The 13,104-nt window shown below is 51.3% G+C and carries 11 protein-coding genes and 1 pseudogene; 8 read left to right on the top strand and 4 right to left on the bottom strand.

Annotated features, from left to right (window positions below):
• Positions 1-47: 47 nt before the first annotated feature.
• A complete protein-coding gene (locus ACAF76_RS10555) occupies positions 48-416 on the top strand; it encodes a response regulator (RefSeq protein ID WP_400163521.1) in 369 nt (122 codons plus the stop codon).
• Between the two features lie 106 nt (positions 417-522).
• On the opposite strand, the gene ACAF76_RS10550 is transcribed toward ACAF76_RS10555, so the two are convergent.
• The 4 genes and pseudogenes from ACAF76_RS10550 to ACAF76_RS10535 all read right to left on the bottom strand — a co-directional run bounded on the left by ACAF76_RS10550 (position 523) and on the right by ACAF76_RS10535 (position 4,042).
• Positions 523-1,902 carry a PLP-dependent aminotransferase family protein gene (locus ACAF76_RS10550; protein ID WP_400163520.1) on the bottom strand — a complete coding sequence of 460 codons (1,380 nt, stop codon included), beginning with the start codon at positions 1,900-1,902 and terminating at the stop codon, positions 523-525.
• A 14-nt stretch (positions 1,903-1,916) separates the two neighbouring features.
• Positions 1,917-2,261, bottom strand: a complete 345-nt coding sequence (locus ACAF76_RS10545; protein WP_400163519.1) for an MmcQ/YjbR family DNA-binding protein — start codon at positions 2,259-2,261, stop codon at positions 1,917-1,919.
• A gap of 23 nt (positions 2,262-2,284) precedes the next feature.
• Positions 2,285-2,887 (bottom strand): annotated as a pseudogene (locus tag ACAF76_RS10540) (replication-associated recombination protein A); the annotation flags it as partial.
• 207 nt (positions 2,888-3,094) lie between these two features.
• On the bottom strand, positions 3,095-4,042 hold the full coding sequence (locus tag ACAF76_RS10535) for an AraC family transcriptional regulator (protein ID WP_400163518.1): 948 nt from the start codon (positions 4,040-4,042) through the stop codon (positions 3,095-3,097).
• Between the two features lie 168 nt (positions 4,043-4,210).
• Between ACAF76_RS10535 and ACAF76_RS10530 the strand changes: the two genes are divergently transcribed.
• The 7 genes from ACAF76_RS10530 to ACAF76_RS10500 all read left to right on the top strand — a co-directional run bounded on the left by ACAF76_RS10530 (position 4,211) and on the right by ACAF76_RS10500 (position 13,052).
• Entirely contained in the window at positions 4,211-4,948 is a 738-nt protein-coding gene (locus tag ACAF76_RS10530) for an SDR family oxidoreductase (protein WP_400163517.1), read from the top strand.
• A gap of 220 nt (positions 4,949-5,168) precedes the next feature.
• Positions 5,169-7,784 carry a phosphoenolpyruvate synthase gene (gene ppsA / locus ACAF76_RS10525; protein ID WP_400163516.1) on the top strand — a complete coding sequence of 872 codons (2,616 nt, stop codon included), beginning with the start codon at positions 5,169-5,171 and terminating at the stop codon, positions 7,782-7,784.
• A 264-nt stretch (positions 7,785-8,048) separates the two neighbouring features.
• Entirely contained in the window at positions 8,049-9,227 is a 1,179-nt protein-coding gene (locus ACAF76_RS10520) for an ABC transporter substrate-binding protein (protein ID WP_400163515.1), read from the top strand.
• Complete coding sequence (locus ACAF76_RS10515) at positions 9,227-10,336, top strand: FecCD family ABC transporter permease (protein ID WP_400163514.1); 1,110 nt, start codon at positions 9,227-9,229, stop codon at positions 10,334-10,336. The genes ACAF76_RS10520 and ACAF76_RS10515 overlap by 1 nt, the downstream gene beginning before the upstream one ends.
• Before the next feature lie 11 nt (positions 10,337-10,347).
• On the top strand, positions 10,348-11,121 hold the full coding sequence (locus ACAF76_RS10510) for an ABC transporter ATP-binding protein (RefSeq protein WP_400163513.1): 774 nt from the start codon (positions 10,348-10,350) through the stop codon (positions 11,119-11,121).
• A 21-nt stretch (positions 11,122-11,142) separates the two neighbouring features.
• Positions 11,143-11,997, top strand: a complete 855-nt coding sequence (locus tag ACAF76_RS10505) for a class I SAM-dependent methyltransferase (RefSeq protein ID WP_400163512.1) — start codon at positions 11,143-11,145, stop codon at positions 11,995-11,997.
• Between the two features lie 239 nt (positions 11,998-12,236).
• A complete protein-coding gene (locus tag ACAF76_RS10500) occupies positions 12,237-13,052 on the top strand; it encodes an ABC transporter ATP-binding protein (RefSeq protein ID WP_400163511.1) in 816 nt (271 codons plus the stop codon).
• The last annotated feature ends 52 nt before the right edge of the window (positions 13,053-13,104 follow it).

Genomic DNA, 13,104 nt, shown 5'->3' with positions numbered 1-13,104 from the left:
GGCCATGCTATACTGAATCTCACCTTACCGACAGGAGAGATGAAACTGTGGCCAGGATTTTGCTTGCTGATAAACAATTGGGTTTCGAGGACATTTTCCGTGACTTGCTTTCCCATTTTGGACACGAAGTGAAGCAGGTGACAACAGGTGCAGAAGCACTGGAAGAATACCCGAAGTACGACCTGCTGATCACCGCCCTGTTTTTGAAAGACACGATCGGATTCCAGATTATCGAGGAGATTCGCAGCCAAGACCCTTTTTTTCCCATCCTGGTGCACTCCGGTGCAGTGGAGGAATGGCTGGACAAAGCGGTCTCGCTGGGCGCGAATGCAGCGCTGCAAAAACCAGTGACGATCGAAGTGTTGATCGAACAAATCGAGTCGATGCTGCCGGGCTCCGCGCCGATGTACCATTAGGAGAGCAGAGGAGTCAACAGGCAGTATCGCCGCTGAAAACGACGAACGCTATCAATTGGCGGGTTCCAGCTATGTGCGGAACCCGCCTGATTCTGTCGCAGGAATATTACAGCCACGCTTTTGCCAACAGCTTCACACCAAGCTGGATTTCATCATGGGAAAGATTGCCGAAACCCAGCTTCACAACCGGGTGTTCGGTACGGTTGTTCACGAAGTACAGTGAGGTCGGATACACTTTGACGCCATGCAGGGCAGCCTGTTGAATCAAGCTGTCTTCAGATCGGTTCGTGAATACTTTGACCAGCACGTACAAACCTGACTGCTCGCCGATAATGGAAATGCGCTGGGCGAAATGTTCGTGCAGCTCGCTTACCAAGTGCTGCATTTTTCGTCGATAGACCAGCCGCATGCGCTTAATATGGCGATACCATTCCCCTTCTTTCATAAACCGGGCGAGGGTGAGCTGGTTCAGAAGGGAAGCGGTACTCTCAAAGTGGCTGAATTGCGTTTGGTAGCGGTGCAGGAGAGGCTGTGGCAAAACCATGTAGCTGATGCGCACTCCGGGAAGAAAGGACTTTGAAAAATTGCCCAGATAAATCACGCTCGCTGCATCAATCGAGGCGAGAGCGGGAAAAGGTTTTTGCGTATAACGAAATTCACTGTCGTAATCGTCCTCGATGATGTAACCCTGTCTCTTTTTCGCCCAATGGATGAGCGCCTGTCGCTGCTGGATGGGCATGCTGACCCCGTACGGACTGTGATGGGAAGGCGCGACGTAGATGAGGCGTGATCGCAGATGTTCCAACTGCGAGAAATCAGCACCCGTTTCATACACCGGTATGGTTTCCAATGCGAAGCCGTTTAGTTGAAAAGCGAGCCTGGCTCCGTCATAGCCGGGATCTTCCACGATCACGCTTGCCACATCATCCTTCAGCAGATGCCCCACATAGACGAGCATTTGCTGTGTGCTGCTGCCCACGATGATGGCGTCCGGGTCTGCTTTTACCCCGCGAGACTGGTGCAAATAGGCCGATATTTGCTCGCGCAGGCACATTTCCCCGAATGGGTTCCCATAAAGATAGCTCTCCCGCGCGGTTAATACGTGACTGGCGATCCTCCGCCAAATGGCAAGCGGAAAATGTGTGTGGTCGACTGCGCCTGCTCGAAAATCGATCAGTGGAGGGGGAAGGGGCTCTGTTTGCTGTTTGGATTCGGAAGGAGCTGGGGCAGGTGCAAAAAGCGGCTCCAGTTCATTGACAAAATAGCCTTTTCTTCCTTCTCCACGGATATATCCTTCGGCTACCAGTTGCTCATATGCCATCAGCGTTGTGTTGCGGCTGACCTGAAGCGAGTCTGCGAGCTGGCGGATGGAGGGCAGTTGTTCATGCGCCGGCAAGTCACCCCGTTCAATCCATCGTTTAAACCGGGTATAGATTTGCTTGTATTTGGGGGCATCATCATGCAAGGGGAAAATCGTGGTTTTCATTTTTCACGCTCACATCACGCACTGTTGTGCTTATTTTTGGGTTTCGTCAATGCATAGCTGTGTCCGACCATGTCACAAATCTCGTGCTCGGGGAGATTCCCGTCCAGAATCAGCGTGTTCCAGTGCTCCTTGTTCATGTGGTAACCGGGCTTGACATCTGGAAACAGGCCACGCAGAAAATCCGCCCGCTGCGGATCGCATTTCAGATTGACACACAAACGGCCATCGAGATGAAAAATCAGGGCGAAGATTTTCTTGTTCCCGTTATGCCGGATTGCCACCCAGCCTTCGCCAAACGGGTGGTCTTCGTATGAGCCTGGGTAGGACAGGCAATATTCGATAAATTCACCTTTGGTCATCATAGACCCCTCCAACGAATTTCTCAGGACTGGCTGTTGCGTTTGTGCCATTCCGCGATTTCTTGCAGTCTTTGTTTGAACCGCTCTTCCGAACCTTGTGTGGTAGGGTGGTAATACGTCTGTCCGACTAATGAAGCGGGCATCGTCTGCATCGTCGTTAACTTGTCTTCCGTATCATGGGCGTATTGATAGCCTTGGCCGTACTGCAATTCTTTCATCAGTTTGGTCGGTGCATTGCGCAGCTGCAGGGGGACCGGTTCATTCATCGAGTGCAAGGCGTCCCGTTTGGCTGCCATGTACGCGACATAGGCAGAATTGGATTTTGGTGCCAGTGTGAGGTAGATGACAGCCTGTGTCAGATGGACATTGCATTCGGGCATGCCGAGAAATTGACATGCCTGAAAGACCGAGACCGCAATTTCTATTGCTCTGTTGTCTGCCAGACCGATGTCTTCACTGGCAAACCGGACCAGTCTGCGTGCGATGAACAACGGGTCTTCTCCCGATTCCAGCATGCGCGCCAGCCAATAGATTGCGGCATCGACGTCACTGTTTCGCATCGATTTATGCAGGGCCGAGATCAGATTGTAATGTTGCTCTCCCGTTTTGTCGTAGAGCAGCGACTTTAGCGCTGGGGGCGCACTCTGCTGGCCAAGGGACGGCTTTGATCGTTTTCAAAAAGCGAGATTTGCTCCAAGGTCAGTACCTCCTTATCCAAAACAAGGCCCGTATCCTCGCACATCCAAAAACAGGATGGCGGTAAGTTGTCCACTATTATACCATACGCCTGCGCCACCAGTGCGAAAGCGAGAAAAGACCTGACGCATGAACAGTCAAGTCTTTTGATCTTGCCGTGCATCCGGTTCGTCAGGGTAGACGATCGATGCGCGAAGCTCCTGTATGTCTTTCATCGGTGGCTTGCCGTACATGCGGGCGTATTCCCTGCTGAACTGCGACGGGCTCTCGTAACCTACACGGAAAGCGGCATCGGAGGCTTGCACCGTTTCATTCAGCATCAGGCGCCGCGCTTCCTGGAGGCGGACCGTTTTCTGGTATTGCAACGGACTCATCGCCGTGACGCGCTTGAAATGCTTGTGAAACGCCGAGGTGCTCATATTTACCGATTTTGCGAGCTGTTCGACCAGCAGCGGACGGTCGTACTCGCGGTTAATCAACCAGATCGCCTGTGCGATGCTGTGCGCATGGCTGCCGATGACGGCAAACTGATGCATGACCACGCCATGTTCGCTTTGCAGCACCCGGTACAAAATTTCACGCGTAATCAGCGGCGACAGGATGGGAATGTCCTGCGGTTCCTCGAGCAGCTTCATCAGCCTCAGAATGGCATCAAGCAATTCCGGAGACGTGCGGTTGACAGTGATGCCAAGCGGAGCATCTTCGTGCGGCAAATCAGGCCGATCCATCTCTTTCACGATATCCAAAATGACGTCGGCGTCAAAGCTCAGCTTCAGACTCAAATACGGTTGTTCCGGAGACGCTTCGATAATTTTTCCGCTGATCGGCAACTCCACAGACGTGACGAGGTACGTCGAGGGATCGTAGCGGTACGTTTTGTCTGCCAGCGTAGCTGTTTTGGCCCCTTGTGCCACGACGCAAATCGATGGCTTGTACACAGATTCCATCGGTTCGGACAAATGCGTCGCGTGCATCAGCATCAAGGAAGGCACAGGTGTGGGATGCGTCCCGTCAGACGGCGCATGGCGGCATATCAGGCGCGCCAGTTGTTGCAAGGCTTGCTGCATATCCAGTGACTCGTTCATGTTCGAGTTCCTTTCCGAAAAAAAGGTGTCGTCGTCTTTTTATCATAACGAGACGGTAGAGAATTAGGCAAGGATTGAACACGTATGTTCTACCGGTTGGAAGCGGATATTCAGTAGTATAACGGTACAAGATTCAAAAACAGGGAAAGCAAAAGGAGAGGACATACGATGAATGTACATGGAAAAGTCGCAATCGTCACGGGAGCATCGCGGGGCATCGGACGGCAAATCGCGATCCAATTGGCTCAGTCCGGCGCGAAAGTAGTTGTCAATTACGCCACGAATCGGGAGAAAGCAGACGAGGTCGTGAAGATGATCGAGCAATCCGGCGGTGAAGCGGTCGCCATCGCCGCGGATGTGAGCAAGGTGAGCGAAGTCCAAGCACTGTTCGCACAGGCGATCGAGCGCTTTGGAAGGCTGGACATCCTGGTCAACAACGCGGGCATCATGGAATGCAAACCGATCGAGGACGTGACAGAGGAGATGTTCGACAGGCATGTTGCGATTAACGTGAAAGGGACGTATTTCGCTTGCCAGCAAGCGATGCAGCATATGGAAAACGGCGGGACGATCATCAACTTTTCGACGTCCGTGTCCGGAGCGATGCTTCCGACGTACAGCGTCTACGCGGCGACAAAAGGGGCAGTCGAGCAGTTGACCCGCCAATTGGCAAGAGAATTCGGTCCCAAGCAGATCACCATCAATTGCATCGCGCCAGGGCAAGTGTCCACAGAGCTGTTCCTGAGCGGAAAATCAGAGGAGCTGATCGATTCGTACCGCAAAATGAACGCGTTCGGCCGACTGGGGGAACCGGAGGACATCGCCAACGCAATCGAGCTGCTCATCAGTGACAAAGCGCGCTGGATCACCGGGCAGACGATTCGCGTAAACGGCGGGTTTAATTGAGAGGGGTAGTTTCGCCAACCATGTTTAAATAAAAAAAGAACCTGGGCTATTTCTCCAGGTTCTTTTTGATTGCATAAAAATAGAAACGGTTATATACTCAAAATATCTCTGTTTATCTCAACAACTGCATAAATATCGAATCTTACAATTTAATTGTACTACGCTGGCAAGATGTTGTCAAATGTTTTTTCTCATTTTTCATGGACAGGAGAGAGGTAGAATGAGCGCTTTGGTTCTCAGCTTGCAGGAAATCAATAAAACGGACATGTTGCTTGTCGGCGGAAAAGCGGTACATCTAGGGGAATTATCTAAAATCGAAGGAATACAAGTGCCAGAAGGGTTTTGTGTGACAACAGCAGGATATGAAAAGGCCATTGAGCAAAACGCCATCTTCCATGCTTTGTTGCGCCAGCTAACCATGCTACCCGTAGAAGAGCGGGAACAAATTGGTGAAATCAGCAGGCAGCTTCGACACATTCTTATGGAAACAGAAATTCCTTCCGAGGTTGCAAAAGAAGTCGCTCGCTATTTATCCCGGTTTGGCGATGAACATGCTTATGCCGTCCGTTCCAGTGCCACTGCCGAAGATTTGCCGCACGCATCTTTTGCCGGTCAGCAAGACACGTACTTAAATATCATCGGCACAGAAGCGATCTTGCAGCATATCCGCAAATGCTGGGCTTCCCTCTATACGGATCGCGCTGTCATCTACCGCATGCAAAATGGATTTGACCACAGGCAGGTTTCCATATCCGTCATCATTCAACGAATGGTTTTCCCCCAGGCTGCGGGTATCGTATTCACCGCCGATCCCCTTACATCAAACCGCAAGTTGCTAACCATCGATGCCAGTTTTGGACTCGGGGAAGCGCTTGTTTCCGGACTGGTATCTGCCGACTGTTATAAAGTGAAAGAAGAACAGGTCGCAGAAAAGAGGATCGCAAGCAAAACATTGGCCATCTACGGGCGCAAAGAAGGCGGAACAGAGATTCGGCAGATCGATCCTGAGCAGCAACATGTGCAAACACTTACGGACCAACAAATTTTGGAGTTGGCACGTATCGGAAGACAGATCGAGACTTATTTTGGTTGTCCGCAAGACATCGAATGGTGTTTGGCTGGAGATACGTTTTCCATTGTCCAGAGTCGGCCGATCACGACTTTGTACCCTATCCCGGAAGCACAGGATCAGGAAAATCGCGTTTATGTATCCGTCGGCCACCAACAAATGATGACCGACGCGATCAAACCGTTGGGACTGTCTTTTTTCCTGCTAACGACTCCCGCTCCCATGCGTACTGCCGGTGGAAGGCTATTCGTTGATGTGACACAAAGCCTGGCTTCACCTGGCAGCAGAGAATTTCTGTTTGATGCAATGGGAAAGCATGATCCGCTCATGCAGGACGCGCTGATGAAGATAATGGAGCGAGGAGATTTTATAAAATCGTTGCCAGACGATACAAAAGAGCCGACCCCCGGCAAGAGCGAGAAAAGCATGCCGCATGCTGGCGCTCAACCACAAATCGAAAACGACCCGACAATCGTTTCTGATCTAATCAAACGCAGTCAATCATCGATAGAAGAGTTGCAACGAAACATCCACACGAAATCAGGAGCAGATTTGTTTGATTTTATTCTCGAAGATATCCAACAACTAAAGAAGATTTTATTCGACCCGCAAAGCTCCGCTGTCATTATGGCTGCCTCACATGCTGCCAATTGGATCAATGAAAACATGAACGAGTGGTTAGGCGAAAAAAACGCAGCAGATATCCTTTCTCAATCTGTACCGAACAATATTACGTCGGAGATGGGGTTAGCGCTATTGGACGTCGCCGATGTGATTCGCCCTTATCCGGAAGTCATTGACTATTTACAGCATGTACAAGACGATAACATTTTGGATAGGCTCGTCAGGTACGAGGGCGGACAGCAAGCCAGGGATGCAATCGAGGATTTCCTCAGCAAATACGGAATGCGATGTGCCGGAGAAATCGATATTACGAGAACGCGTTGGAGCGAAAAACCGACGACACTCGTCCCCCTGATTCTCAATAACATTAAAAAATTTGCGCCCAATGAAAGCAAACGAAAATTTGAGCAAGGACGACAGGCAGCGCTGAAAAGAGAACAAGAGCTGTTGCATCGCGTGAAGCAATTGCCGGATGGGGAACAAAAAGCCAACGAAACAAAACGAATGATCGACTTTATCCGGAATTTCAGCGGGTACAGGGAATATCCAAAATACGGCATGGTCCATCGCTACTTTATTTATAAGCAGGCTTTACTGAAAGAAACCGAAAAACTCGTAGCAGCCGAAGTGATCCATGAAAAAGAGGATGTATACTTTCTTGCTTTTGAAGAACTTCACCAGGCCGTACGCACCAATAAACTGGATTACGAGATCATCAACAGACGAAAAGACGAGTATCAACGCTATGAAAAACTGACCCCTCCACGCGTAATCACGTCAGATGGCGAAATCATGGCAGGTGAATACAGAAGAGAAAATTTACCGCCAGAAGCTATTGTCGGTTTGGCTGTTTCTGCCGGAGTAGTAGAGGGGCGAGCACGTGTCATTGTAAACATGGAGGATGCCGATCTGGAGGAAGGAGACATACTGGTCACCTCCTATACGGACCCTAGCTGGACACCGCTGTTTGTTTCTGTAAAAGGTCTTGTCACCGAAGTGGGGGGACTGATGACGCACGGAGCAGTAATCGCACGCGAGTATGGGTTGCCAGCCGTTGTCGGGGTAGAACATGCCACCAAACGGATAAAAGACGGGCAACGAATTCGCGTACATGGAACAGAAGGGTACATCGAAATCGTGTAATCAATGAATATGGCAAGAAAGAGCAGGACCATCCTTTTGTCGGGTGGTCTTCTTTTTGTTTTCAGGCAGCTATCATAGTGAATTGACATAATGGAAATATGCTGGTAGACTTCTTAAACGTAAATATTACGAATAAAAAAGTGTATGTGGAGACTGTTTCTCATCTAGCTGCTATTTTATGACGGGTGAGCAGAAAACTGCCCGCTCGGACCAAACAAGATGAAATATCGTAATAATTACAATTAAGTGAGAGGGAGAGGAACATTGCTTATTCCAAAACGTATCGTTTCAGGTGGTATTGGCAGTCTCGTACTGGTGATTCTTTTCGCGGTATTTGTTGCAGGCTGTTCGTCCGTGACGGTTAACGATCCGAAGATGCCTCCGGCAGAGAGCAGCCAATCCGATTTGCAAACAGAGACTGAATCCCCCCAAGCCTTCACGTTTACCGACACAAGCGGGAAGACGATTACCCTTGAAATTCCGGTTCAACGCGCTGTCGTTCTTAACCGAAATACAGCCGAAGCGATCACATTGCTGGGAGCGGCTGATCGCATTATCGCAACCGGTGACACAACAGTGAAAAACAACCCGTATTTGGGCTTCGAAAACTTGCCGGATGTCGGGGAAACCGGGCAGGTGAATCTCGAAACGATTCTGAGCTTGAAGCCGCAGGTCGTATTCGCCTTTACGAACCGGCCTGATGAGAAGCTGGAAGAGAAGTTGGAGCCTGCCGGAATCAAGGTCGTGCGAATGAACAATTACCTGCCTGATCAGGTAGATGCAGAGTGGGAACTGCTCGGCAAGCTGTTCGGCGAAGAAGAGAGAGTCGCTCAGTTTCTGGAATGGAAGCATGGAATCGAACGCATCGTGGCGGAACGAATCCAGTCGATCGAAGCAGAAGATAAAAAAAGCGTACTGGCGCTGTCCGCAGGATTTCTCAATTCCAATGGAGGCTATCGCATTTTTCCGAGCCAGTCGCTAGACGGTGCACCTGGCGTCGGCGAGGGGTACGCCACGATACTGGCCGGAGGGATCGACGCGGCCGACTTGCAGTGGAATCCAGCCGAAACCTCCACCACAATCACGGTAGATGAAGAATACGTGTTGAAACGAAATCCGGACGTCATTACGCTGCATGGCACCTGGCTTGGCGGTTACAAGGAAACAGATGCCCAACCGTTTGAAGAAGCATTTGCCAATATGTTGTCCATCTCTTCCCTGAACCAACTGAAAGCGGGAAGAGAGCGGGATGTTTACTTCTTCCATACCAATTTTATCGGATCGGACAAACGGTATATCGGCGTATTGCAGCTGGCAAAATGGCTGTACCCGGACCGGTTTGAAGATATTGATCCTGAGATGTACGCCCGGGAGTATTTTGAAAAATGGCTTGGAGTTCCGTATCAAGGGATTTGGTACTACTCGTTTAAGGAGAGCCCATGATGGAGAAATCGATCCAACAAAACAATCATACGCAATCGGGCAAGGCTCTCACCCCGGATCGGCAGTTGGTTTCCTTGTACCGCAAAAGCGCAATGCGAAAGCTGCTTCTGCTCGCGGTACTCGTGATCTTGTTGGCAATCGTAGCGGGAGCAGCGACCATGAAAGGCTCGGCCAATGTGCCGGCGAGGGAGCTTTGGGCGATGATGACGGGTGGTGCAGCCGATGAAATGAATGTGTACATCGTGCGGGAGGTCCGGCTTCCGCGAATTGCGATGGCTGTGGTGACCGGCGTATCGCTCGCTGCGGCAGGAGCGATTATGCAAGCGCTGCTGCGAAATCCGCTTGCCGATCCGTTCACGCTCGGCGTTTCCAGCGGAGCCTCTTTCGGCGCAGCTCTCGCCATTGTAGCGGGAGCAAGCGCCTTTGGCATCAACCTGGTGCATCACGGTCAATGGCTGATCGCATTCAACGCTTTTGTATTCGGGTGTTTGGCAGTCGGCGTCGTTTACGGCATCGCACGGTTGAAGAGCAGCTCGACCACGGTGCTGCTGCTCGCAGGCGTCGCCATCGGTCAACTGTTCTCTGCCGGCGTGTCCGCACTCAAATATTTTTCCAATAACGAAGCGCTTAAAGATTTGACCGTTTGGCTCATGGGCGGATTTTGGGGGGCGAAATGGGAAGTGCTGCACATTCTTTTGCCGCTATTCGCCGTCTCTCTTGCAGTTCTGATGAAATATGCATGGGATTTGAACGCGCTGGTATCCGGCGAGGAGGTCGCGCGCACGCTCGGGGTCAAAGTGAAGCGTTTGCGCTGGATTTGTCTGCTGACGGTGACGCTCATGGCTTCAACCGCGATCGCGTTTACCGGAGTTATCGGCTTTATCGGACTGGTTGCCCCGCATATCAGCCGGATGATGATCGGTACCGATTACCGGTATTTGCTGCCGTGCTCTTGTCTGATCGGCGCTTTGCTCCTGCTGCTGTCGGACACGGTTGCGCGGCTGCTGCTGTCGCCGATTGAGCTTCCGGTCGGGATTGTGACCTCCTTCTTCGGCGCGCCGTTTTTCGTTTATTTGCTGCTCAAAAAACGCCGGGAGTACTGGACCTAGGAGGGATGCTCTTGTTCTTGGAGATTGCCGGTTTATCGTTTGGCTACCGCTCCAACATGATTTTACGCCATATTCAGATGCGTCTGAATAAAGGGGAAGTAGTGAGCATCGTCGGGCCGAACGGGGCGGGAAAGACCACGCTGCTCAAAAGCATGGCCTCTATCCTGCCGCCGCAGAAGGGAGCGGTGAAAATCGGCGGTGTGGATGTTCGTTCGATAAAGCCTGCCGATTTGGCGAAAATCCAGGCTTACGTGCCGCAGCAAGCCACATCCGGATTTCCGCTTACCGTAATGGAAACGGTGATGCTCGGACGCAAGCCATACGTACGCTGGGGTGTGACCAAGCAAGATTTGGACATTGTCGAAGCCCTGCTTGCCGAACTCCATCTGGATCGGTTTGCAGCTCGCTACATGGACGAGCTGAGCGGGGGCGAGCGCCAAAAAGTGCTGATTGCCCGGGCGCTGGCCCAGCAGCCGGATGTGCTGTTGCTCGACGAGCCGACCTCGGCGCTTGACATTCGCCATCAATTGGAGGTGCTGGAAATCGTCCGAAGACTTGCGAAGCGGTCCGACATTCTCGTCGTGCTGATCCTGCACGATCTGGAGCTGGCAGCTCGTTACTCGGATGTGATTTACATGCTTGCGAACGGATGCATTTTCGCCAGCGGCAAACCCGAAGAAGTATTTACCGTTTCCAACATGGAGGCGGTGTACGGGGTAAAGATGGAAATTGAGCGTGCGGTTCATGGCATGAAACTGACCGCCATCGAAGCGCTGCAGGCGTAAGAAAATTGGGAGGGAACATTCATGTATCACGGTGTACGATTCGATATGGATTTCAAGCGGCTTTGGATCGAAGGGATGAAAGATTGGCACGGGGAATTGCCGGAACGAATGACCGACGATACAAAGGAAGAGGCATTCTGGCAGACATTGATCCCGAAAAAAACGCACAGTCTGGACGATTATGCCGCCGATATTCAGACAGAGCTTCTGCGTTTCATCGAACCGGACGATCATGTGCTGGAGATCGGGCCGGGCTGGGGCAACTATACGTTTGCCGTCGCAAAGAAAGCGTCTGCGCTGACTTGTGTGGATAGCTCCCGCAGCGTAATCGATTATTTGCATGAGGAGACAAAGCGCAGAAATCTTCTTCAAACCAGGTTCATTCACGCGAAATGGGAAGCGTACGAGCCCAATGATCGATATGATGTTGTCTTTGGAGTCAACTGTTATTATCGGATGCAGGAGATCGATCGGGCACTCTTGCATATGAACAATGCGGCCAAACGGTGGGCGATCATCGGGCTGACCAGCGGGCCGGAAAAGCCTCATCTGTTGGAAATTCACCGACAGCTCGGCTGCAAGGTCAAATTCCAGCGTCGGGATTATATTTACTTGACCAATCTGCTGTATGAGCAAGGCATCGATGTCAATTGCAAAATTCTCGACCTGGAGCGAATCTATCGTTATGACAACGAAGAGCAGCTGATCAAAGACAATCTGGGGGCTATCTTGGATGACAACTATGACCGCAAAGCCGCCGAAGCGATCCTGCGCCAGTTTGTGACCGAACAGGACGGGATTTTCCTCTACCCGCACCGGTTCAAAGCGGCGCTGCTGTACTGGAAGCCGGAACCTTCCATGCTCCATCGCTTATGAAGGAATCCTCGCCGCACTGAAATTGCTCGATTCCATGCTGATTGCGCATCCGAGTCAAAGAGTACGGGTGCGCCCTTGGAAATAAGAATCTGAAATCTGTATGACAGGAATGCAAATTTTCCTACACGTCCAAGTTGGCACATGGTACAAATTGTGTATATAATCGTATTAATTACGATTATCAGAAATAGTATGACCGAACTCGGGAGCGATGACTTCCAGGAGGTGCAATTGCCAGGATGGAAGCTTTGGACAAATCGGCAGTACTGGTTGCCGAGAATTTGGATGTGCGCTATGCGGATACCGCGATTGTGACAAAACTGAGCTTGACGATTGCTTCGGGCAAAATTACGGCGCTTACCGGGACGAACGGTTCCGGCAAATCTACTCTTTTGAAGGCAATGGCCAGGCTGCTCAAGCCGTACCAGGGAACGGTGTACTTGGATGGAGCCGCGATTTCAACCTTACCCACAACCGCTGTGGCACGACAGCTTGCGATCCTGCCGCAATCGCCGGAAATTCCGGCTAGTTTGACGGTAAGGGAGTTGGTCGAGCAGGGCAGATACCCGCATGCCGGACCGTTGCGAATGTTGAAAAGACAAGATCATTCAGCCATTGATGACGCGCTTCATCTGACGGCGATGACGAGCTTTCAGCATCGCATGCTTGACACGTTATCCGGGGGTGAACGGCAGCGAGCTTGGATTGCCTTGTCCTTGGCCCAATCAACGCCGATCCTTATGCTGGATGAGCCGACCACCTTTCTGGACGTTCGCCATCAACTCGAAATAATGGAGCTGATCCGCAGGTTAAATCGGGAAAGAGGGATGACCATTGTGGTCGTATTGCATGATTTGAATCAGGCAGCCAAATATGCGGATCGCATGGTCGTCCTGCAAAAGGGCCGGATTGTAGCCGATGGCAAGCCCGATGAGGTGCTGACGGTCCAAACCTTGGAGCAGGCTTTCGGCATTTATGCCAACGTCATCAAAGATCCCGAAAGCGGCAGTCCTGTTTTTTTACCTTATGCCATTGCGAATCAAGACGGAAAATGAGTGCGGATAAGCGGATACGATGCAAACGAACAACTCATTGGGAGTTATCTCA

Source organism: Brevibacillus sp. TJ4 (genome assembly GCF_044627595.2).
GTDB lineage: Bacteria > Bacillota > Bacilli > Brevibacillales > Brevibacillaceae > Brevibacillus.
The sequence above is the reverse complement of the archived record's forward strand: the minus strand, read 5'-3'. Positions and strand labels throughout refer to the sequence as shown.

Excerpts from the sequence above, each read along its gene's own strand:
- ACAF76_RS10550 (WP_400163520.1), bottom strand. The coding sequence starts at position 1,902 with ATGAAAACCACGATTTTCCCCTTGCATGATGATGCCCCCAAATACAAG.
- ACAF76_RS10515 (WP_400163514.1), top strand. The coding sequence starts at position 9,227 with ATGGAGAAATCGATCCAACAAAACAATCATACGCAATCGGGCAAGGCT.
- ACAF76_RS10500 (WP_400163511.1), top strand. The coding sequence starts at position 12,237 with ATGGAAGCTTTGGACAAATCGGCAGTACTGGTTGCCGAGAATTTGGAT.
- ACAF76_RS10535 (WP_400163518.1), bottom strand. The coding sequence starts at position 4,042 with ATGAACGAGTCACTGGATATGCAGCAAGCCTTGCAACAACTGGCGCGC.
- ACAF76_RS10530 (WP_400163517.1), top strand. The coding sequence starts at position 4,211 with ATGAATGTACATGGAAAAGTCGCAATCGTCACGGGAGCATCGCGGGGC.
- ppsA (WP_400163516.1), top strand. The coding sequence starts at position 5,169 with ATGAGCGCTTTGGTTCTCAGCTTGCAGGAAATCAATAAAACGGACATG.
- ACAF76_RS10505 (WP_400163512.1), top strand. The coding sequence starts at position 11,143 with ATGTATCACGGTGTACGATTCGATATGGATTTCAAGCGGCTTTGGATC.
- ACAF76_RS10545 (WP_400163519.1), bottom strand. The coding sequence starts at position 2,261 with ATGACCAAAGGTGAATTTATCGAATATTGCCTGTCCTACCCAGGCTCA.